We start from the raw sequence: 21,612 nt of genomic DNA on the forward strand, positions 1-21,612 counted from the left end.
TTGCTTCATGCTCTCTGCAAGCTTCTGCAGTACACCATCACCCGCCGCATGTCCATACACATCATTAACAAGCTTGAAATCATCAATATCAAGCATCGCCATAACACAGTGCTTTTGCGGGTTCTGCCTCATATATTGCTCAACCTGATCATCAAAGCCGAGCCTGTTGTAGATACCGGTCAGTGTGTCAGTCACAGCAAGTCTCTTGAAATTCTTCCTGTTTTCATTGATGAAAATCAATGCTGCTATAAGCCCAGTCAAAAGCAGGACTATAATTACACCTCCAATAAACATGTATATCAGGTAGTTATTATTGTAAAACCCACTCTTGGGTAAAATCTCAAGCCTCCACTTGTCTCCATACACGTCAAAGTCATATATCACCGGATCGTTCAACTCTTTCTTTGAACCATAAACCCACTCATACATATCATCCCACGGCGAAGCACACTTCTGCAGACTGTACTTATATCCAAAATTGGAAAGAGCCTTTACAGAATCAGAAAAAATTTCCGGAACCTTCAGTATAACAATTGTGAAGCCCCAAAAGCTCTTCTGACCATTTTCATCCTCCAAATAAACCGGATTGCGCACTGCTATACCATATCTGCCCTGCTTCAGCTCAAATGGTCCCTGCGTAATTACAGTGTCATTATCCCTCGCATAGCGCGAAATCTCTCCCCTGTCACTATCATTTATCAGATCTATCTTGCCGGATTCATTCCCCTCCTCTGGATATATTTCAGTCACAACTCCATTCGGTGCTATCTGTATACTCTGAATCGAATCGTCCATCATATTTGCTGCAATATCATAAAACTTATTTATATTTCCATCACCACTTATGACAACCTGCTTTAAGGTATCGGTAACATCTATTCCCTCCATAAGCTCGCCATTTATACGCTCTGCATATGTCATCGCATTGAGCTTCGCTTTTGTCCTGTTCTGCTGCTCCTGACCCTTACCGACTGCATATGTCGTACCGATTAACGCGCACATGCCCAATATAAATACCACTGCCGGAACAATGAATCTCTTTTTTAGCTTTTTCATTTGTATCACTTCCTAAAATCAATGCCTATATGTTCCATATGATTTTAATATTATAGCTCAACGATAAGAAAATGTCTATGAAGTTGCATAAATTTCTAACACTTCAAACCCATAAGCAAAACTAAAAGAAGCCTCACTCATTATTGAATGAAGTCTCTGCTTTTATGATATTCCTGTTAGGGTAAATATAAAGTTTGATAAACCTATTTATTCGGCTGGAATATGACAGTAATTCAGACTATGATAGTGGGATTGTATCAGCCGATGGAGATCATCTGCGTTCCAAAAAGAAAAATCAGAATGATACGCCAATCAAAATTATCAATTTGAACCCGATACAGATGCCCCATGTAGATATCAATGAACGGTGTGATCTGGTGGTATGTTCGATCTGCAGGGATGAATATGAGGGATTGATTCTTTTATAGCAGATGTGTTTCTGAATATGAAAGAGTGTTTTGGAAAACTTGAACCAACTTCGTGAGGCGGCAACAGAGAAAGTTTTGCAACGAATATAAAACACACCAAATCGCCCCGGCTGCATAGTCATAGTAGGAGAAGACTTCTTATTATATGATGCAGTGGTCAAATATTTGTCCCGGCATCATTCTATCACAGTAAAGGGAGGATGACTATGGCAGTGGTAACATTGGATGCCGGTCACGGAGGCTATGACAATGGTGCTTCCTATCAGGGACGGAAAGAAAAGGATGATAATCTGAACCTGGCACTGGCAGTCGGAAATATTTTGCAGAACGAGGGAGTGGACGTCAGATACACAAGGACCGAGGATGTCTATCAGACTCCGCAGAGGAAGGCGGAGATCGCCAACGAAAACGATTCGGATCTGTTTATTTCGATCCATCGTAATTCCAGTCCGTCCCCGAATCAGTATTCAGGGATACAAACGCTTGTGTATGCAGACAGCGGTCCACGCCGCCTGCTGGCGCAGAATATTAACAGCGAGCTGGAAAAGGCGGGATTTACTAATCTTGGAATATCAGTGCGAAAGGATCTGCCGGTAATCCGTCAGTCCAATATGCCGGCGGGACTGGTTGAGGTTGGATTTATCAACACGGACAGGGACAATGCGCTTCTGGATGCTAAATTCCCTGAGGTGGCACAGGCGATTGCGGACGGCATCCTTGAAACGCTGCAGGAAGCCGGGAAGGATGTCCGGGCCACAGAGAAGGCAGAAAGCTACACGATCGAAACCGGGATGTTTGCACATGAAGAGAATGCTAAGAATCTGGCAGCGCTTCTGCAGGAGGACGGATTTGAGAGTTTTGTTGGGAAGAGAGGAGATTACTATGTCGTTTGCCAGGGAATATATCCGTCACTGACCGAGGTTCGCCGTGCCGAACAGATTTTGTACGAAAATGGCTATGAGACACGGATTGCACCGGTTGTGCAGTGAAATTCGTAAAAAAATGTGGAAAAATCGTAAAAAATACGCAAAACCCCTTGATTTTCCGAGGTTGTAGTGCTATTATCGTCATTGTGATACTGTAAATTATGAAGAGTGGACTGCGCGGTCCACTCTTTCGTTTTGGAACGAAGGCAGTAATTTATAAGAGTTTCATGGTTGCTGCTTCGTCAGTGGAAAAGAGGTTATGCATTTGACGAAACGTGAGGAGTATGAGGCACGGGCGGAGAAGATGCTGGAGCCATTGATGGAAGAGAACGGCTTTGAACTGGTTGACGTGGAATATGTCAAGGAAGCCGGTCAGTGGTATCTGCGTGCCTATGTGGACAAAGAGGGTGGTATTACCCTTGATGACTGCGAATTGGTGAATCGTGCATGGAGCGATATGATGGATAAGGATGATTTCATATCAGAGGCTTATGTGCTGGAGGTCAGCTCGCCGGGTCTTGGAAGACAGCTCAAGAAGGACAAAGATTTCAAACGCAGTATAGGCGAAGAGGTGGATGTTCATTTTTATCAGGGCAGAAAGCTTCCGGTGGGGAGAAACGGCAAAGAAGTGTCGGTGAAAGAGCTTACAGGAGTTCTTCTTGCATACACACCGGATACGATCACTGTTGAGACTGAGTTTTCACCTGAATATGAGATTATGAGAAAAGAGATTTCGTCGGTGAAGCTAACCATTAATTTTTAGTGAATACAAGTTCAGGAAGCTTATATTTAGGAGGAGATAAAAATGGCTGCAAGAAAGAGTAAATCAACAAAGTCAGACCGCACAGAGCTTATTGAAGCATTGGAGGCGATCGAAAAGGAGAAACAGATCAGTAAGGACATCATTCTCGAGGCGATTGAGAATTCGCTGGTGGCTGCCTGCAAGAATCAGTTTGAGAGCAAGGCGGACAATATCCGTGTTTCTATCAACCGTGATACCGGAGAGATCAAGGTATTTGCGGATTATGAGGTTGTAGAGGATGATCTGGTAGAGGATCCGACTGCACAGATCGGATTGACTGAGGCAACCCTGAAATATGGCAAGGTTGAGCTGGGTGATACCGTATCTACCGAGGTGATCCCAAAGAACTTCGGCAGAATCGCTGCACAGAAGGCAAAGCAGGTTGTTGTTCAGAAGATCCGCGAGGAGGAGAGAAAGGTGCTGTATACACAGTATCTTGAGAAAGAGCGTGAGGTTATCACCGGTATTGTTCAGCGTTACAGTGGTAATAATGTCTGTATTAACCTCGGTAAGGTTGATGCAATCCTGATGGAAAGCGAGCAGGTGCATGGCGAGCATTTCAAACCGACAGAGCACATTAAGCTTTATGTTGTGGAGGTAAAGGATACGACAAAGGGACCTCGTATTACTGTTTCCAGAACACATCCGGAGTTTGTAAAGCGTCTGTTTGAGGAAGAGGTAACAGAGCTTCAGGATGGCATAGTGGAGATCAAGAGCATTGCAAGAGAGGCAGGTTCCAGAACAAAGATCGCTGTTTATACAGAGGATCCAAATGTTGATCCGGTCGGCGCATGCGTTGGTATCAATGGTGATCGTGTCAATGCAATCGTTGACGAGCTGCGCGGCGAGAAGATTGATATCATTACATGGAGTGATGATCCGGCAGTGCTGATCGAGAATGCACTCAGCCCGGCAAAGGTTATTTCCGTTACTGCGGATGAGGAAGAGAAAACAGCCAGAGTAATCGTTCCTGAGAATCAGCTCTCTCTGGCAATCGGTAAGGAAGGTCAGAACGCACGTCTTGCTGCAAAACTGACAGGATACAAGATCGATATTAAGCAGGAATAATCAGAAAAGGATGTGAGCATATGGGAGAGAAAAGCAGTGTCCGTCCACGAAAGGTTCCGCTGCGTCAATGCACCGGATGTGGTGAGAGAAAAGAGAAAAAAGAACTGGTACGCATCATTAAGACGCCGGAGGATACGATTGTGATCGACCTGACAGGCAAGAAAAACGGACGTGGTGCATATATATGTAATTCTACGGAATGCCTTCGCAAGGCGCGCAGACGGAAATCACTGGAACGCTCCCTGAAAACGGTTATTCCCGATGAAATATATAAGGAACTGGAAAAGGAGATGGATAACATTGCAGAATGACAGAGTTTTGAATCTGATCGGGCTGGCACAGAAAGCCGGAAAGGTTGTGAGCGGAGAGTTCATGACAGAGAAGGCGGTAAAGACCGGAGAGGCTGCACTGGTTATCCTGGCGGAGGATGCTTCGGAAAATACACAAAAGAAATTCCGAAACATGTGTGAGTTTTATCAGGTGCCACTTCGCATCCATGCTGCAAAAGATTATCTTGGGCATGCAATGGGAAAAGAACTTAGAGCATCATTAGCAGTCGTAGATAATGGTTTTGCACAGGCAATTATGAAGAAAATGGATTAGGAGGTCGTAGTAATATATGGCAAAGATGAAGATATATGAGATTTCAAGAAGTCTGCAGGGAGCATTCCCGGATCTGAAGAGCAAGGATCTGATCAAACTGTTACAGGAGAACGGATTTCAGGTAAAGAGTGCTCAGAGCAGTATTGAAGATGATGCGATCAGCTTTCTTCTGAATAAGTTTAAGGGATCTGCCAAGAAGGCTGAGCCTGTAAAGGAAACAGAGGAAGTCGTAAAGACGGAAAGTGCTCCAAAGAAGGAAGTCAAAGAAAAGGCAGAGCCGAAGAAAAAGGAAGAGGCTAAGACCGAAGAGAAGAAGGAACAGACGAAGAAGACTGTGGAGGAAACACCGGTGAAGGAAAAGACAGCAGAGAAAGAGACCGAGAAGAAGGAAGAGAAACCGGAACCAGTAAAGAAGGAAGAAGAGAAGAAGGAAGAGCCAAAGAAAGAGGAAAAGGCTCCGGCAGCACAGAAGGCACCGGAGAAGAAGCCGGTCTCTGAGAATCGTCCTGAGCAGAATAACCGCCGTGACAACCGTAACGGACAGGGTGGAAGAGATAACCGCGACAATCGTGACCGTCGTGACGGTGGACGCCGTGACAATCGTGATAATCGTAACGGACAGGGCGGAAGAGACAACCGTGGCGATAACCGTAACCGTGGAAACGGACAGGGTGGCTACAACCGTGACAACCGTAACGGACAGGGCGGAAGAGATAACCGCGGAGACAACCGTAACCGTGGAAACGGACAGGGCGGTTACAACCGCGACAATCGTAACGGCCAGAACAGAGATAACCGTGGCGGCCAGAACGGTGGACGCCGCGATGGCGGACGTGGTGGCAATTCCTTCTCCGGAATTGATGCAGTGAAGCCTGAGGTTAAGCAGTCCAGAGCACAGAGAGCTAAGAATGACTCAAGAAGTGCAAAGCAGAGACATGGCAGAGACCGTGACAGAGAAGAGCCGGAGTACAATCCACTTTACGGACCGGGCGGAAGAAAGACCAAGAAGAAGGATCCGAACCGTAAGGGTGCATTTATTAAGCCGGAGCCGGTTGTAAAACCGGAGGAGCCGGAGGATGGCATCAGAAATATCATTCTGCCGGAGAAGATGACGATCAAGGAGCTGGCTGATATCATGAAGGTGCAGGCATCTACCGTGATCAAGAATCTTTTCATGCGTGGTGAGGTTGTAACGCTGAACCATCAGATCACTTATGAAGAGGCGGAAGAGATCGCACTGGAGTACAACTGCATCGCTGAGATGGAGGAGAAGGTCGATCTTGTTGCAGAGCTTCTGAAGGAGGATGAAGAGGATGAATCCTTAATGAAGAAGAGACCGCCTGTAGTCTGCGTTATGGGTCACGTTGACCATGGTAAAACTTCTCTTCTGGATGCGATCCGTGAGACAAACGTTACCTCCCGTGAGGCAGGTGGAATCACACAGCACATTGGTGCATATGTCACAGAGATCAATGGTGAGAAGATCACCTTCTTAGATACACCGGGACATGAGGCATTTACCTCCATGCGTATGCGAGGTGCACAGGCAACGGATATCGCAATCCTCGTTGTCGCAGCGGACGATGGTGTTATGCCACAGACTGTAGAGGCAATCAACCATGCGAAGGCAGCAGGTGTACAGATTATCGTTGCTGTCAATAAGATCGATAAGCCAAGTGCCAATGTTGAGCGTGTAAAACAGGAGTTAGTGGAGTATGAGCTCATCGCTGAGGACTGGGGTGGAGATACGGTATTCGTTCCGGTATCCGCACATACCGGCGAGGGTATCGATCAGCTTCTTGAGATGATCATCCTGACCGCAGAGGTTGAGGAGTTAAAGGCTAATCCGGATCGTCTGGCAAGAGGTGTTGTTATCGAGGCGAAGTTAGACAAGGGACGTGGTCCTGTAGCTACGATTCTGGTACAGAAGGGTACACTTCATGTCGGTGACAATATCGCTGTCGGAGCTGCTTACGGTAAGATCCGTGCTATGATGGATGACCGTGGAAGACGCGTAAAGGAAGCACTTCCTTCTACACCTGTTGAGATCCTTGGTCTTCATGATGTGCCGGATGCCGGTGAGATCTTTATGGCAACCGAGAATGATAAGGAAGCACGTAATATCGCTGAGACTTATGTGGCTCAGGGAAGAGAGAAGCTGCTTGATGATACAAAGGCAAAACTGACTCTGGATGGATTATTCTCCCAGATTCAGGCAGGTAATATTAAGGAACTCAACATTATCGTTAAAGCTGATGTACAGGGTTCTGTTGAGGCTGTGAAGCAGAGTCTTCTCAAGCTTACCAATGAAGAGGTGGCAGTCCGCGTGATCCATGCCGGTGTTGGTGCGATCAACGAGTCTGATGTCAGCCTGGCAAGTGCATCCAATGCGATCATTATCGGATTTAATGTTCGACCGGATAACACTGCAAAGGACATTGCAGACCGCGAGAAGGTTGACGTTCGTCTGTACCGCGTTATTTACGATGCGATCGAGGATGTTGAGGCGGCAATGAAGGGTATGCTTGATCCGGAATACGAAGAGAAGGTGATCGCTCATCTCGAGGTTCGTCAGACCTTCAAGGCATCCGGTGTCGGAACGATTGCCGGAAGTTATGTTCTGGATGGTAAGATTGAGCGTGGAAGCAAGATCCGTATCAGCCGTGAAGGCGAACTCGTATTTGAGGGCGAGATGGCATCCCTGAAGCGTTTCAAGGATGATGTGAAGGAAGTTGCAGCCGGATATGAGTGTGGTATCGTGGCACAGGATTTCAATGATATCCATGAGGGTGACCAGATCGAGGCTTATATTATGGTTGAGATTCCTAGATAGGAAGCAATGGGAAATGAGGAATAGCTATGAAAAAAAACAGTATTAAATACTCCCGCATGAATGGGGAGGTTCAGAGAGTTCTGAGCAAGATCATTGCACAGGATATTAAAGATCCACGGATTCATCCGATGACTTCGGTTGTCTCTGTGGAGGTAACTCCGGATCTGAAGTTTGCAAAGGTATTCGTCAGTGTACTTGGCAACGACGAGGATCGTGAAAAGACACACAAGGGTCTTTTGAGCGCAGCCTCTCATATCCGTACACAGCTTGCAAAGCAGTTAAATCTGCGCAATACGCCGGAGCTTACGTTCGTGATGGATGATTCGATTGAGTATGGAATCAATATGTCGAAACGTATTGATGAACTGAAGAAAGAGGAAGAAGAGAAATAAAGAGCAGGAAGGCGGTTAGAGGATGACAGGATTAAGAGAGCTTGCACAGGGAGCGAAGACCATATTTATCGCAGGACATTTAAGACCGGATGGCGATTGTGTCGGCGCAGCCGTGGCATCTTACCGATATCTGAAGAAATTATATCCGGACGCTGCTATTCATGCGTATGTGGAAAAGGTTCCGGAGGTATTTGACTTTCTGGATCCGGATCACACGATATTTGTGCAGGAGCTTCCGAAGGAGCCGGTGGATCTGTTCCTGGTGCTGGACAGCAGTTCGAAGGATCGTCTGGGAGAGGCGCAGGCGGTGTTTGACACTGCAAAGCAGACAGCATGTGTTGACCATCATGTGAGCAATCTTGGCTATGCGAAGGATAATTTCGTCAAGCCGGGCTGCAGCTCAGCCTGTGAGGTGCTTTATGGTCTGATGGAAGAGGAGCTGATCGACGAGAAGATCGCAGAGGCACTCTATATTGGAATTATTATGGATACCGGTGTGTTCCGTTATTCCAGCACCACCCCAAAAACAATGGAGATTGCCGGAAGTCTGATGGAAAAGGGCATTCCGTTCTGGAAATATATAGACGAATGCTTTTACCAGAGAACCTATACACAGACACAGCTTCTTGGAAGAACACTTCTTACAAGCATGCGTTTGATGGATGGAAAGGTGATCGTTGCCACAGTTACCCGGAGGATGCTGGAATTTTACGGCGCACAGACAGAGGACATCGAAGGAATTATTGACCAGCTTCGTGTGACAAAGGGGGTTGAGGTGGCACTTCTGCTCCATGAGATTGGTGATCAGGAGTACAAGGTCAGCATGCGTTCCAATACCACGATCGATGTCAGCAGGATTGCTGTCTATTTCGGCGGTGGCGGTCATGTGAAGGCGGCAGGCTGTACGATGCGCGGCTCTTTGCATGATGTAGTCAATAATATTACGGAGCATATTGAGTTTCAGATGTAGCGTCTCATATAGGAGAGAGTGTGATGGATGGCATAATCAATGTTTATAAAGAGAAGGGCTTTACCTCCCATGATGTGGTGGCAAAGCTGCGGGGAATCCTGCATCAGAAAAAGATCGGTCATACGGGTACACTTGATCCGGAAGCGGAGGGCGTTCTTCCGGTCTGTCTCGGGAAGGCGACAAAGGTATGCGATCTGCTTACGAACAAAGACAAAACATACCGTGCCGTGTGCCAGCTTGGCGTTTCAACGGATACACAGGACATGACGGGGGAGATTTTGCAGACAGCGGACTGCTCCGGGGTGACGAGGGAAGCTCTGCAGGAGGTTCTTTGTGGCTTTACAGGGAATCAGCTTCAGGTTCCGCCTATGTATTCGGCACTGAAGGTGAATGGAAAGAAGCTCTATGAGCTTGCAAGAGAGGGAAAGACGGTCGAGCGCAAGGCAAGGTCGATTATGATCTATGCATTGGAGCTGGTGGATTTTGTACCGGAGGAAGGCACATTTACCATAGATGTGACCTGCTCGAAGGGAACCTATATACGGACACTTTGCAACGACATCGGAGAAAAGCTTGGCTGCTTCGGTGCAATGAAGTCGCTGCTGCGGACAAGAGTCGGTGTTTTTGAACTGGAAAAAGCATTCACGCTGGCGCAGATTGAGCAGTTTATGGCGGAGAATGTGGTTGAGGCACATATCGTGCAGGTCGATGCGCTGTTTGCCGGATATCCCGCATATCAGATCCGGGATGAATTTGCAGCGAAGCTCGCCAATGGAAATCCGCTGCTACCTCGTTTTTTGCAGCCATATGACCCGGATTGGGAGAATCCTGTTATGATAAGGGAGCTTTCTGAAGGACAGGAATTTCTTGTCTATGATGAGACGGGGCGGTTTAAGGCGATGTACCGGAAGGGAGAAAAGGACCTTCGGGTGCGGAAGATGTTTTAGCGGCGAAAGGGACAAGGACAATGGAAATCATAAATGGTCTTGACTTTAAAATAGAAAACAGTGCGGTGTCTCTGGGGAAATTCGATGGTTTTCACCGGGGGCATCGCCTTTTGCTGAACAGGATCCTAGAGCAGAAGGACATGCATGCAACGATCTTTACCTTTGACGGAATATGGAAGGGACCGCAGATCTATGTGGAGCAGGAGAAACGGGATCTGCTGCAGAGACTTGGCGTTGAGCGGGAGGTGCTTTTCCCGTTTCGTGAGGAAACAAAGTCGATGACTCCGGAAGCATTTATTCAGGAGATTCTGGTGGAACGTATGGATGCAAAGTTGATCTGCGTTGGCGAAGACTTTCGTTTTGGCTGTGGACGCCGTGGAAATGTAGAAATGCTTGACGAATATGCATCAAAATATGGCTACGAGCTCTGCGTGTTTCCGAAAATCTGTGAGGATGGCGAAGTGATCAGCAGCACAAGGATCCGCAGAGAGCTTGCCGAAGGGAAAATCGAGACAGCCAACCGGCTGCTTGGAGATCCGTATTTTGTGAGCGGAGAAGTTGTTCATGGCAACGCACTTGGAAGAACGATCGGCATGCCGACTGCGAACCTTGTGCCGGGATCGCAGAAGCTTCTTCCGGTTTATGGCGTTTATGCCAGCAGAGTGGAAGTCGATGGGAAGATCTATGCCGGAGTGACGAATGTTGGTGTAAAGCCGACTGTTGGTGCCAGTCAGGCAAATGTAGAAACGACACTGCTTCATTTTGACGGGGATCTCTACGGCAAACAGATGAAAGTATATTTTCTGTATTTCCTGCGTCCGGAGCAGAGGTTTGAGAGTCTGGATGCGCTGAAGGCACAGATGGCTTATGATAAGAAACGGGCAGAGGAACTGCTCTGATCGAAGATATGGGTGTCCACCATGAGGTGGACACCTTTTTTGATCTCGTCCTCGGTGAGGGCAGAGTAACCAAGCAGGATTGCCTGCTGACGGAGCTTTTCCGGGTGCTGTGGCAGATAATGACTTTCGATGCCGTACAGACGAATGCCCTGCGCGGCGGCATTTTTGATCAGAGACTGCTCATTGATGTGCTCCGGCAGGAAGATCGTGATATGCATGCCGGCGTGTTCGCCCTGAAGCGTCAGTCCATACCGGTCGATCAGCGGCTGCATGCATTCGAGAATGAGATCATGTTTGCTGCGGTAAATCTTTCGCATGCGGTTGACATGCTTTTCAAAATATCCTTCGCACAGGAAATGCGTGAGGATTGCCTGATCCACGCGGGAGACAGTGCAGGAATAATGTCCGCAGATCTGTTCGTACCGTTTCAGAAGTTCCGGTGGAAGGATCATGTAGCCGACACGGATCGCAGGAGCGATCGCTTTGGAAAAGGTACCAATATAAATAACACGGTTCTCGTCATCCATTCCCTGAAGGGCAGGAATCGGCTTGCCGCGGTAACGGAATTCACTGTCGTGGTCATCTTCAATAATGTAACGGTCCGCAGAAGCTTTTGCCCAGGTAAGAAGCTCGACACGCCGGCCGTATGGCATGACTGTGCCAAGCGGAAACTGATGGGATGGTGTGACATAGACGATGGAACTTTCCGGTGCAATTGACGATGTGCTGAGCCCGCTTTTATCCATAGTTCCCGGAGTGACGGTCAGCCCGTTGTTGTGAAAGATATGCGCTGCCTGCGTGTAGCCGGGCGACTCCAGTGTGATATTATTCATAGAGGAGGACTGAAATACAAGGGAAAGCATCTGCAGCAGATAATCCACACCGGCCCCCACGATGACTTGATCCGGTGTGCAGGTTACCTGTCTTGACATGCGTACATAACTGCAGATTGCACTGCGCAGTGCCTGATCTCCGCGGTTGTCGCCAAGAAGGAAAAGAGAATGGTCGTCCATTAATACCTGTCTGGAGAGACGGCGCCAGACAGAAAACGGAAAATGACTGATATCGATCGAGTAGGGGTCAAAGTCGTAGAGAAAAGCCGGTTTGTCCGGTGTTTCGGATGCACCGGCTGTGTCTGTGCTTCCGGTAGTGTTCTCCGGCACCGGGATGGCTGGCTTTGTGCGGTAATCGACAGGAGTGAGCGCACACACATAAAATCCGCTCTTGGGAGCGGCATCAATATAGCCCTCCGACTGAAGCTGGTAATATGCGGTATCCACCGTATTTCTGCTGACGCCGAGATTGCCTGCCATGCTGCGCGTGGAGGGCAGTTTTGTGGAATCTGTCAGTTCGCCGGTCAGGATCTGTTCACGAATCTGTTCGTAGATCTGATTATATAATGGTTTGCCGGATCGTTGATCCAAATGAATTGACAGCATATTGATTCCTCCTGAAATGTTCTTATGCATCGAATGGTATCATATTTTAAGGGGGGACGCAAATTGAAATGAACACTGTGTAAAAAAAATGTAAAAAATGTAAAATCTGCTTGTATCTTTTGTAAGAATCGTTTAACATAGTTAAGGGAAAAATGATAAATAGTATAATAACGTGTGCAGGTCAAAAACAGAATCCATGACCGGGGAGATTGCACAGAGAGAGAGGTCAAAAGATGAGTGCAGAGTATTCTACAGCGATATTGAATGTAATTGCCGGACTCGGCATGTTCCTTTACGGAATGAAACTGATGGGTGATGGTCTTCAAAAGGTTGCCGGCGACAAGATGCGTGGTATCCTGGAGACATTGACAAAGACGAGATTTTCTGCGTTGATCGTCGGTATTATATTTACCGGTATCATCCAGTCATCCAATGCGGCCACTGTTATGGTCGTCAGCTTTGTAAATGCGGGTCTGATGAATCTGTCTCAGGCAATCGGTGTGATCTTCGGTGCCAATATCGGTACAACGGTGACAGGACAGCTTTTGTCGCTGGATATGTCCAAGTACGCTCCGGTGATCCTGCTTGTCGGTGTCATCATGGTCATGTTTATGCAGCACCCGATGGTCAAGAAGTTCGGTGAAGTTATTGTCGGCTTTGGTATTTTATTTATTGGTATGGGAACGATGTCCTCTGCAGTGGGAACCATAAAGGATGCACCTCTTGTGACATCAACACTTGGTCAGCTTTCCAATCCGTTTTTATGTGTGTTCTTTGGATTTGCCGTGACGTCAATCCTGCAGAGCTCATCCGCGACGGTTGGTATTCTGATCGCATTATGCGGACAGGGCGTTGTCGATATTCATCATGTATTTTTCATGATCCTTGGCTGTAATATCGGTGCCTGTATTTCTGCAGTGCTTACCAGTCTTTCCGGCAATAAGATGGCGAAACGGGCAGCGTGCCTGCATCTTTCCTTTAACGTGCTGGGATCTATATTGATGTTTATTGTGCTGATCTTAGGCAGCAATGGTGTAGAGCATCTGCTTCACATTATGACGGAGCATACCTGTACCCAGCCGGATCAGATGGTTAATGGCGTGAATGTATTCCTTCAGAGAGAGGTTGCCAATACGCATACGATGTTTAAGGTGGTTCAGGTTGCGGTATTCTTCTTTCTGTCACCGCTTCTGATCAAGCTGTCCTACATTCTGATTCCGGGCGAGGATCAGGAAGAGGAGGCGACAAGCACAGCACCGGAGCTTGCTTATATCGGCGGACACAATGTATATAACCCGACCACAGCCGTACCGACAGGAATCTGTGAGATCGTCCGCATGGGTAATATCGCACAGGAGAACATGGAAAAGGCAATGGATGCCCTGCTAAATAAAGATGAGAATCTGATCGCAGAGGTCTATCAGACGGAGATTACGATCGATTATCTGAATACAGAGATCACGGATTATCTGGTGCAGATCAATACATTGTCTCTGCCGGTGGCGGATCGTAAGATGTTAGGTGGACTGTTCCATGTAGTCAATGATATTGAGCGGATCGGAGATCACGCAGAGAATATCGCAGATTTTGCAAAGACCTGCATTGATCAGGAGCTTAGCTTTTCGGCAGATGCGGAGAAGGAACTGAAGGAGATGCTGAAAGACACCTGCGAGATCCTTTCTTTGGCACTCAATATGTTCAGCCACAACAGCGAGGAACATCTGCAGGAGATCCTTGATCTTGAGAATGAGATCGATGGCATGGAGCGTCAGCTTCAGAATAATCATATCGTGCGTCTGACCAGCGACAAGTGTCAGGCACATGCCGGCATGATCTTTACGGATGTCGTATCCGGTCTGGAGCGGATTGCCGATCACTCTACCAACATTGCATTTTCAATCCTGAAGGATGATCCGGAGGCGGATAAGAATCAGGAGCATATCGAGGAAGTGCTTGGATAGTTTCGTTTTGATCCGGTTATGCAATTTGTACTTAGGAAATGGCTTTGATGCCGGAAACAATGATTGACAGATACAAACCCTTAATTTATAATTATAAATTAGGGGTTTTTTCTTTATTCCAGTAAGGAAAAACAAAGCCGGCAAAGCTTTCGGGCGGTCGGTCATACAATTTGTGGATGCACACGGAAATGTGCAGAATGGAGGATAAACATGCAAAAGTATGGAGTAAATGAGCTTCGAAGAATGTATTTGAACTTTTTTGAAAGCAAGGATCATTTGGCGATGAAGAGCTTTTCGCTGGTTCCGCACAATGATAACAGCCTTTTGCTGATCAATGCGGGTATGGCACCACTCAAGCCATATTTCACGGGACAGGAGATTCCGCCGAAGCGTAGAGTAACAACCTGTCAGAAGTGTGTCCGTACAGGAGATATTGAGAATGTTGGTAAGACAGCACGTCATCTGACGTTTTTTGAGATGCTTGGTAACTTCTCCTTCGGAGATTATTTCAAGCATGAGGCGATCGCATGGTCATGGGAGTTTTTGACAAAGGTGATCGGTATGGAGCCGGAGAGATTATATCCGTCTATCTACGGTGAGGATGAAGAGGCATACGATATCTGGACAAAGGAGGTCGGTGTGCCGGGAGAGAAGATCACCAGATTCTACCGTGATGAGAACGGGGAATGTGATAACTTCTGGGAGCATGGTGCAGGTCCTTGTGGTCCGTGCTCTGAAATTTATTACGACAGAGGAGAGAAGTACGGCTGTGGCAAACCGGATTGTAAGGTTGGCTGCGACTGTGACCGTTTCATGGAGGTATGGAACAATGTATTTACCCAGTTTAACGGAGACGGACATGGCGGCTACGAGGAACTCCAGAATAAGAATATCGATACCGGAATGGGTCTGGAACGTCTCGCTGTTGTTGTACAGGATGTGGATTCTGTCTTTGATATTGACACCATGAAGGCAATCCGTGACCGCATCTGCGAGATGGCTCATACAGAGTATCAGAAGGACGATGAGAAGGATGTTTCCATCCGTCTGATCACCGATCATATCCGTTCTTCAACATTCCTGATCTCTGATGGTGTTATGCCGGGTAACGAAGGACGTGGTTATGTTCTCCGCCGTCTGATCCGCCGTGCAGCGCGTCATGGCAGAAAGCTCGACATCAAGGGAGCATTTCTGGCAGAGTTATCAAAGACCGTGATCAACGAGTCCAAGGACGGTTATCCGGAGTTAGAAGAGAAGAAAGAATTTATCTTAAATGTTCTGAATAAAGAGGAAGAGCAGTTTAATAAGACGATCGACCAGGGACTTGCTATTTTAAATGAGATGCAGGAGACAATGAAGGCTGAGGGCAAGACAGAGCTTTCCGGCGCAGATGCGTTCAAGCTGTATGATACCTACGGTTTCCCTCTTGACATCACGACAGAGATCCTTGAGGAGCAGGGCTGCACCGTAGATGAGGCCGGCTTTAAAGCATTTATGGAGGAGCAGAAGGACAAGGCACGTAAGGCTCGCAAAGAGACAAACTACATGGGTGCCGAGGAGACCGTATATCAGCAGATTGATCCGGCAATTACTTCTAAATTTGTCGGATATCATGATCTGGAGCATGATTCAAAGATCACAGTACTTACCACAGAGACAGAGCTTGTTGATGCACTTACAGATGGTCAGACAGGTACCGTGATCGTTGAGGAGACACCGTTCTATGCAACCATGGGTGGTCAGAAGGCAGATATAGGTACGATCACTGTCGGAGACAGCGAGTTTGTTGTTGAGGATACGGTTCACCTGCAGGGTGGCAAGATCGGTCATATCGGTAAGGTTACAAAGGGAATGATCAAGACCGGCGATACCGCGACATTAAAGGTTTGTCCGAAGAATCGTCTGGATACCGGAAAGAATCACAGTGCAACACATCTTCTTCAGAAGGCACTCCGTATGGTATTGGGCAATCATGTTGAGCAGAAGGGATCCTACGTGGATGCCGAGAGACTTCGTTTCGACTTCTCTCATTTCTCTGCAATGACACAGGAGGAGATTGAGAAGGTTGAGCAGATCGTCAATGATCAGATCTCTGCAAGTCTTGATGTTGTAACCGAGGAGATGACACTCGAAGAGGCAAAAGAGACCGGTGCGATGGCTCTTTTTGGTGAGAAGTACGGCGATAAGGTTCGCGTTGTCAAGATGGGTGATTTCAGTACAGAGCTCTGTGGTGGTACTCATGTAGCGAACACAAGCGTGATCGCATCCTTCAAGATTATTTCCGAGAGCGGTGTTGCAGCAGGTGTCCGCCGTATCGAGGCACTGACATCTACAGGTCTGATGAAGCATTACGATAATATCGAGAAGGCACTGAATGCTGCAGCAAAGACAGCAAAGGCTGAGCCGGAGCAGCTGGAGAAGAAGATTCAGTCCATGCAGGAGGAGATCAAGGCGCTCCAGTCCGAGAATGAGAAGCTTAAGACAAAGCTTGCCAACGAGGCAGCCGGTGATGTAGACAGCCAGATTCAGGAGATTGCCGGTGTAAAGGTACTGGCAATGAGCGTACCTGAGGTAGATATGAATGGTCTGCGTACACTCGGTGACCAGATGAAGGAAAAGATCGGTGAGGGTGTCGTTGTTCTGGCATCCGCAGTGGGCGGAAAGGTTTCTCTGCTTGCTATGGCAACCGATGAGGCAATGAAGCACGGAGCACATGCCGGCAACCTGATCAAAGCCATTGCTTCCGAAGTCGGAGGTGGCGGCGGCGGACGTCCGAATATGGCACAGGCAGGCGGCAAGAATCCGGCCGGAATCGACAACGCGATCGCCAAGGTAAAAGAAGTCCTTGAGGGTCAGTTGAAATAAAGAGAAATATTTCAAAAAGTAGTTGACGAAATGGAAAAATGTGTTATAATCTATCTTGTGCGTTGATAGGAGGAATCCTGTCGTTAAAAATACCCATACAGTTGTGTATTGGATTTATAAGCAGCTGAATGCACAGCAGCCGCGCAAAATTTACAACTGGAGGGAGGTTAGGTGTGAGACTATGTCAAATGTAATCGTAAAAGAGAATGAGACATTGGATAACGCTTTACGCCGTTTCAAGAGAAACTGCGCAAAGGCAGGTATTCAGCAGGAGATTCGTAAGAGAGAGCATTATGAGAAGCCTAGTGTTCGTCGTAAGAAGAAGTCTGAGGCAGCTCGTAAGCGTAAATATTAATTTACGAAACCACAATGAAAAAGAGTAAAACCTTATCAGGGAAGTCGATTGTCGCGAGACAGACTTCCCTGTTTTGGTATGAAAAGTCTCGATGTATGTAATGAAATACTAAGACTTCCCATTCCAAAGACAGAAATCAACCCAAAATATTTCTTATGTCCAAGAATGAAACATCCATTTTGCCTTGGAAAATAAATTGATCCGTGAGCTATCACTAAAAAATTGACGCAGATCAGTAGGATTTCTGAAAAATCTTTGCTTTGCAATGCTTTGATAAATGCGCATCCGAACGACTGAACCCCATAGGTGGGCTCAGCTATTTCGGACGGCACGCTTTCGCTACCACTGCACCACGCAGCGGTACATAACGCCCCAAGTGTTAAATAATTATATATGTATTTACAATACTTGGGGCGTAAGTACCGGCGGATGCAAGTGCCTCTCGAAACATCTGATTCCCACCTTGGGGCGAGTACGGCAGGATGCGTTTATCGAAGATCAAAGCAGCAAAGCAATTAGATTTTTCGAAATCCGTCAGTGACAAGACAATTTTTTAGTGATAGCTCACGGATTTTTATACATTGGCAGACAAAATGTAACTTCTAAATAATCAGACATAAGAAATATTATGGGCATACATCAATTGGGGGAATGGGAAGTCTTAGTAAAACGTTTTGATAAACGAAAAGAAGAGACATGTTCTATGTCATATAGAGCATGTCTCTTCTTTCGTTATGATATGTTTGTACTGCGGCGAAAGCCGTAATAAGGATCATTTACTACTCGTTTGCAGCTTTCTTTTCCTCAAATGCTTCCATATTCTGCGGAAGGATCAGGTTTAAGATAACCGCTACCAGAAATACCACGGCTACACAGTTCTCTGCGAAGACTGTCTCGATGATCTTCGGAAATACAGAGAACAGCTCCGGCACCTGTGTAAAGCCAATACCGATACTTAAGGAAAGTGCCACGATAGTGATGTTTCTCTGTGAATAACCGCATTTACCGATCATCTGCAGACCACTGACAACGATCGTTCCAAACATCATGATCGTACATCCGCCCAAAACGGCATCCGGCAGTGTGGCAAGCACAGCACCAAAGATTGGGAAGATACCGGCAAGGATCATGATCAGCGCGCCTGTAGCGATCGTGAAGCGGTTGACAACCTTTGTCATTGCGACAAGACCGACGTTCTGGCTGAAGGATGTGATCGGCATACAGCCAAACAGAGAGGACAGGGAGCTGATGAAACCATCACAGGCAAGAGATCCGGAGATCTCCTTTGTGGTAGCACTGCGGTTTAAGCCGGAATTGGCAAGTGCCTGCGTATCTCCGATTGTCTCTGTGGCAGATACTAAGAAGATCAGCGCTACTGAAATGATCGCATTTAAATGAAATTCCATTTTAAATGGTATCAGATGTGGAAGAGCAATGACGCTGGTGCCTGCCAGAGAGGAGAAATCGACAAGTCCCATCGGGATTGCGACAAGGTATCCGACAATGAGTCCGAAAAGGACGGACAATTGCTTCCAGTAGGACTTTGCAAATATATTAAATAAGATACAGCAAAGCAGTGTGATCGTACCGAGGATCCAGTTCTCGACAGAGCCAAAGTTTTCGCTGCCGCTGCCACCGCCGAAGGAGGTGGAGCCTACAGAGAGAAGGGAAAATCCGATCGCCGTAACCACGCTGGCGGATACGATCGGAGAGATGATCTTCATCCAGTATTTGGCGAAAAGACCAAGACAGCCCTCGATCAGACCGCCGATCAGTACGGCTCCCATGATCGTGCCGTAGCCGTAGTTTGTGCCGATGTAACACATGATCGATACGAACGTAAAGCTGATACCCATAACGATCGGAAGACCGGAGCCGATCCGCCAGAGCGGAAAAAGCTGGATCAGTGTACCGATACCGGCGATCAGCATGGCACTCTGGATCAGCATTGCAAGCTGTTTGCCGGAAACGCCGGAGGCACCTGCAACAATGATGATCGGTGAAATATTGGCTACGAACATTGCAAGAATGTGCTGAAGACCAAACGGTATGGCGCGGGATACGGGAACCCGTCCCTCTAATTGATAGATGTTGCTTACAGAACTGTTATTTTTGTTACTCATTTCATGTAAATTCCTTTCCTTTTCGATTGGTAAAATAACGATCCCGGTAACAGGACCGTTGATGTATTATTTCTTATTATAAGGAAAATCATTTAAAAGATGACGGGGGGCAGAGAGTACTTTGTCCCCAATGGATGTGCCGGGGGTTACTGCTCGCGGAAGGTGATCTTGCCGGTGGAGGCGTCCATGGCATCCACGATAGCCAGAGATTCTAACTGGAAACCGAGATTACGGATCATACGACCGCCGACCTGGAAGCCCTTCTCAACGGCAATGCCGATTCCTTCAACAGTTGCGCCTGCTTCGGTGATGATGGAGATCAGTCCCTGCAGAGCACAGCCGTTTGCCAGAAAATCATCAATGATGAGCACATGATCCTCCGGACTTAGAAACTTCTTGGAGACAATGACCTGATTTTTGCACTTGTGGGTGAAGGACTCCACCTCGGCTACATACATGTCTCCCTCAATATTGATGCTTTTGGACTTCTTGGCAAAGACGACCGGTACATCAAAATGTCTGGCAGCCACGCAGGCGATACCGATACCGGAAGCCTCGATGGTCAGGATCTTGTTGATCGGTTTGTCTGCAAAGCGGCGTTTCCACTCGGCACCCATCTCGTCAAAGAGACGGATATCCATCTGATGGTTGAGAAAGCTGTCGACCTTTAAGACATTCCCCTCCTTTACAATGCCGTCCTTCATAATACGTTCTTCTAAAAAATTCATGGTTTCGATTCCTTTCTGAATAGAATGCTTCTCTGTGCGAAAGGCACAAAGCGTTGAAAAACGCCCTTTTTTGAGTGTTTTAATGTTGATAAGTTTAGCATGAAACAGGCAATTTCGCAAGGGACAGTATATTTTCTTAAGCAAGTGGTGTTTTTGGACGAAACAGAGCATATTAAACAGAAGAAAATAAATCAAAACGGGAAAATGCTATATTATTCAAAGAAATTATTGATAAAACTTAAAAATGTGTTGCAATTATTGAGAATATATATTATAATAGCTTCAATTTGAAGAACAAAGGGGTTCGACAGGTTTTACTTGTTGACCCCTTTTTCTTTTTTTAGGTATCCGCAGTCAAAACAAGTAAATTTAAGCGGATACCGCGATATCAATAATTGAATGGAGGAACATGGAATGGTTAATCAGGAAGCAATGAATGAGAGTGCAGTACAGGCTTCAAAATGTATTGATCATGAGACAAAGGGCTTATATGATCCGCATTTTGAGCATGACAACTGTGGTATTGGTGCCATCGTCAACATTAAGGGTAACAAAACCCATGACACAGTATCCGGAGCACTGGAGATTGTGGAAAAGCTGGAACATCGTGCCGGTAAGGATGCAGAAGGTAAGACCGGTGATGGAGTAGGTATCATGCTTCAGATTTCGCACCAGTTTTTTAAGAAAGCGACAGAGCCGCTTGGTATTGAGCTTGGAGGAGAGCGCGATTATGGTGTGGGTATGTTCTTCTTTCCGCAGGATGAGTTAAAGCGCAATCAGGCAAAGCGTATGTTTGAGGTGATCACAGAGAAGGAAGGCATGAAGTTCCTCGGCTGGAGAGAGGTTCCAATCAAGCCGGACATTCTCGGTCACAAGGCGTTGGAGTGCATGCCTTATATTATGCAGGGCTTTGTAAAGAGACCGGATGATGTTCAGAAAGGACTTGACTTTGACCGTAAGCTGTATGTGGCACGCCGTGTGTTTGAGCAGCAGAGCAGCGAGGATACTTATGTTGTTTCCTGTTCCAGCCGTACGATCGTTTATAAAGGAATGTTCTTGGTTGGACAGCTTCGTTCCTTCTTTATGGACCTGCAGGATGAGGATTATGTTTCTGCAATTGCAATTGTGCATTCCAGATTTAGTACTAACACAAATCCAAGCTGGATGCGTGCTCATCCAAACCGCTTCATCGTACACAATGGTGAGATCAATACGAT

The 21,612-nt window shown here is 46.9% G+C and carries 17 protein-coding genes and 1 pseudogene; 14 read left to right on the plus strand and 4 right to left on the minus strand.

Annotated elements, in window-relative coordinates; genetic code table 11:
• On the minus strand, positions 1-1,056 hold a 1,056-nt coding region (locus ACZLMD_RS09465), incomplete at its 3' end, for a diguanylate cyclase domain-containing protein (RefSeq protein ID WP_489495608.1).
• A 634-nt stretch (positions 1,057-1,690) separates the two neighbouring features.
• On the opposite strand from ACZLMD_RS09465, the gene ACZLMD_RS09470 reads away from it, so the two are divergent.
• From ACZLMD_RS09470 to ACZLMD_RS09515, 10 genes are all read left to right on the plus strand, one after another.
• A complete protein-coding gene (locus tag ACZLMD_RS09470; RefSeq protein ID WP_118561004.1) occupies positions 1,691-2,473 on the plus strand; it encodes an N-acetylmuramoyl-L-alanine amidase in 783 nt (260 codons plus the stop codon).
• A gap of 202 nt (positions 2,474-2,675) precedes the next feature.
• Positions 2,676-3,173 carry a ribosome maturation factor RimP gene (gene rimP, locus ACZLMD_RS09475; protein ID WP_118561006.1) on the plus strand — a complete coding sequence of 166 codons (498 nt, stop codon included), beginning with the start codon at positions 2,676-2,678 and terminating at the stop codon, positions 3,171-3,173.
• Positions 3,174-3,215: 42 nt separating this feature from the next.
• Positions 3,216-4,280, plus strand: coding sequence for a transcription termination factor NusA (gene nusA, locus ACZLMD_RS09480; protein WP_022304888.1), 1,065 nt, complete (start codon positions 3,216-3,218; stop codon positions 4,278-4,280).
• Positions 4,281-4,300: 20 nt separating this feature from the next.
• Positions 4,301-4,591, plus strand: coding sequence for an RNase P modulator RnpM (gene rnpM / locus ACZLMD_RS09485; RefSeq protein WP_022304887.1), 291 nt, complete (start codon positions 4,301-4,303; stop codon positions 4,589-4,591).
• On the plus strand, positions 4,581-4,883 hold the full coding sequence (locus tag ACZLMD_RS09490) for a L7Ae/L30e/S12e/Gadd45 family ribosomal protein (RefSeq protein WP_022304886.1): 303 nt from the start codon (positions 4,581-4,583) through the stop codon (positions 4,881-4,883). Before rnpM ends, ACZLMD_RS09490 begins: the two co-directional genes overlap by 11 nt.
• A 16-nt stretch (positions 4,884-4,899) precedes the next feature.
• Positions 4,900-7,716 (plus strand): translation initiation factor IF-2, encoded by a 2,817-nt coding sequence (infB, locus tag ACZLMD_RS09495; RefSeq protein WP_118561010.1) that lies wholly within the window; start codon positions 4,900-4,902, stop codon positions 7,714-7,716.
• A 26-nt stretch (positions 7,717-7,742) separates the two neighbouring features.
• Entirely contained in the window at positions 7,743-8,108 is a 366-nt protein-coding gene (gene rbfA / locus ACZLMD_RS09500) for a 30S ribosome-binding factor RbfA (protein WP_118561012.1), read from the plus strand.
• 22 nt (positions 8,109-8,130) lie between these two features.
• Complete coding sequence (locus tag ACZLMD_RS09505) at positions 8,131-9,078, plus strand: DHH family phosphoesterase (RefSeq protein WP_118561014.1); 948 nt, start codon at positions 8,131-8,133, stop codon at positions 9,076-9,078.
• 20 nt (positions 9,079-9,098) lie between these two features.
• Positions 9,099-10,025, plus strand: a complete 927-nt coding sequence (gene truB, locus ACZLMD_RS09510) for a tRNA pseudouridine(55) synthase TruB (RefSeq protein WP_489495609.1) — start codon at positions 9,099-9,101, stop codon at positions 10,023-10,025.
• Between the two features lie 20 nt (positions 10,026-10,045).
• Positions 10,046-10,924, plus strand: a complete 879-nt coding sequence (locus ACZLMD_RS09515; protein WP_022304881.1) for a bifunctional riboflavin kinase/FAD synthetase — start codon at positions 10,046-10,048, stop codon at positions 10,922-10,924.
• On the opposite strand, the gene pdxR is transcribed toward ACZLMD_RS09515, so the two are convergent.
• The gene (pdxR, locus tag ACZLMD_RS09520; RefSeq protein ID WP_489495610.1) at positions 10,891-12,363 is read right to left on the minus strand and encodes a MocR-like pyridoxine biosynthesis transcription factor PdxR; all 1,473 of its coding nucleotides are present in this window, start codon (positions 12,361-12,363) and stop codon (positions 10,891-10,893) included. The two genes, ACZLMD_RS09515 and pdxR, sit on opposite strands and share 34 nt — an antisense overlap.
• A 233-nt stretch (positions 12,364-12,596) precedes the next feature.
• Between pdxR and ACZLMD_RS09525 the strand changes: the two genes are divergently transcribed.
• The 3 genes from ACZLMD_RS09525 to rpsU all read left to right on the plus strand — a co-directional run bounded on the left by ACZLMD_RS09525 (position 12,597) and on the right by rpsU (position 17,544).
• Entirely contained in the window at positions 12,597-14,324 is a 1,728-nt protein-coding gene (locus ACZLMD_RS09525) for a Na/Pi cotransporter family protein (protein WP_489495611.1), read from the plus strand.
• Between the two features lie 210 nt (positions 14,325-14,534).
• Positions 14,535-17,189: an alanine--tRNA ligase gene (alaS, locus tag ACZLMD_RS09530; protein WP_484107723.1), complete on the plus strand. Its 2,655-nt coding sequence runs from the start codon at positions 14,535-14,537 to the stop codon at positions 17,187-17,189.
• Between the two features lie 181 nt (positions 17,190-17,370).
• Positions 17,371-17,544 carry a 30S ribosomal protein S21 gene (rpsU, locus tag ACZLMD_RS09535; RefSeq protein WP_022013401.1) on the plus strand — a complete coding sequence of 58 codons (174 nt, stop codon included), beginning with the start codon at positions 17,371-17,373 and terminating at the stop codon, positions 17,542-17,544.
• A gap of 779 nt (positions 17,545-18,323) precedes the next feature.
• Here rpsU and ACZLMD_RS09540 read toward each other — a convergent pair.
• Together ACZLMD_RS09540 and ACZLMD_RS09545 are read right to left on the minus strand one after the other, a co-directional pair.
• Entirely contained in the window at positions 18,324-19,667 is a 1,344-nt protein-coding gene (locus ACZLMD_RS09540) for a uracil-xanthine permease family protein (protein ID WP_489495612.1), read from the minus strand.
• Positions 19,668-19,813: 146 nt separating this feature from the next.
• The gene (locus ACZLMD_RS09545; RefSeq protein WP_489495613.1) at positions 19,814-20,395 is read right to left on the minus strand and encodes a xanthine phosphoribosyltransferase; all 582 of its coding nucleotides are present in this window, start codon (positions 20,393-20,395) and stop codon (positions 19,814-19,816) included.
• 432 nt (positions 20,396-20,827) lie between these two features.
• Here ACZLMD_RS09545 and ACZLMD_RS09550 point away from each other — a divergent pair.
• Positions 20,828-21,612: pseudogene (locus tag ACZLMD_RS09550) on the plus strand (glutamate synthase subunit alpha); the annotation flags it as partial.

It is taken from the genome of Jutongia sp., from assembly GCF_057878315.1.